Source organism: Streptomyces minutiscleroticus, from assembly GCF_014650875.1.
Lineage (GTDB): Bacteria > Actinomycetota > Actinomycetes > Streptomycetales > Streptomycetaceae > Streptomyces > Streptomyces minutiscleroticus.
The window spans coordinates 1-732 of the sequence record NZ_BMVU01000229.1; the positions used below are offsets into that span (position 1 = coordinate 1).

General features: G+C 35.0%; 1 protein-coding gene and 1 pseudogene. Both read left to right on the forward strand.

The features are described 5' to 3' along the window. The coding region (locus IE271_RS44495; RefSeq protein ID WP_190195514.1) for an ABC transporter ATP-binding protein at positions 1-184 on the forward strand (184 nt) is incomplete at its 5' end. Between the two features lie 71 nt (positions 185-255). Then, positions 256-732 (forward strand): annotated as a pseudogene (locus IE271_RS44500) (hypothetical protein); the annotation flags it as partial.

The following is a 732-nucleotide window of genomic DNA, read 5'->3' on the forward strand; positions in this document are numbered from 1 at the left end:
TTTTATTTTTAAACAATCGCAATCTAAGATGGCTTTAATCATTACGCACCGCATGGGTAGTGTCAGACAGGCTAATGAAATTATTGTGTTAGACAAAGGCAAACTTGTGGAACAGGGCAACTTTGAAACCCTTATAAAGAAACAGGGCTTATTTTCTGAATTGTATTTGAAACAACAATACTAACGAGCGGTTAAAATGTTTGGTAATTTTGGGTATAATCTCAAAAGATTCAAATTTAAATAAGGAATGCCACCATGTTTGGGAATAAGCAGTTGCAACTTCAAATCCATCAAAAAGATTCTGAAATTACGGAGTTAAAAAAAGAAATCAATCTCTATCAAAGCCTTTTAAATTTGTGCTTGCATGAAGGTTTTGTAGGTATTAAAAACAATAAAGTCGTTTTTAAGAGTGGGAATCTTGCAGGCTTGAACAATTTAGAAGAACAAAGCGTTCATTTTAAAGAAAATGCAGAGAGCGTTAATTTACAAGGGGTTTCTTATTCTTTAAAAAGCCAAAATATTGACGGCGTGCAGTATTTTTCACTAGCCAAAAAAACAGGGGGTGTGGGGGAATACCATAAAAATGATTTGTTTAAGACTTTTTGCACGAGCTTAAAAGAAGGCTTAGAGAACGCACAAGAAAGCATGCAATATTTCCATCAAGAAACCGGCTTGCTCTTAAATGCAGCTAAAAGTGGTGAAGAGCATTCTGCTGAAGGATTAGGGACGGTT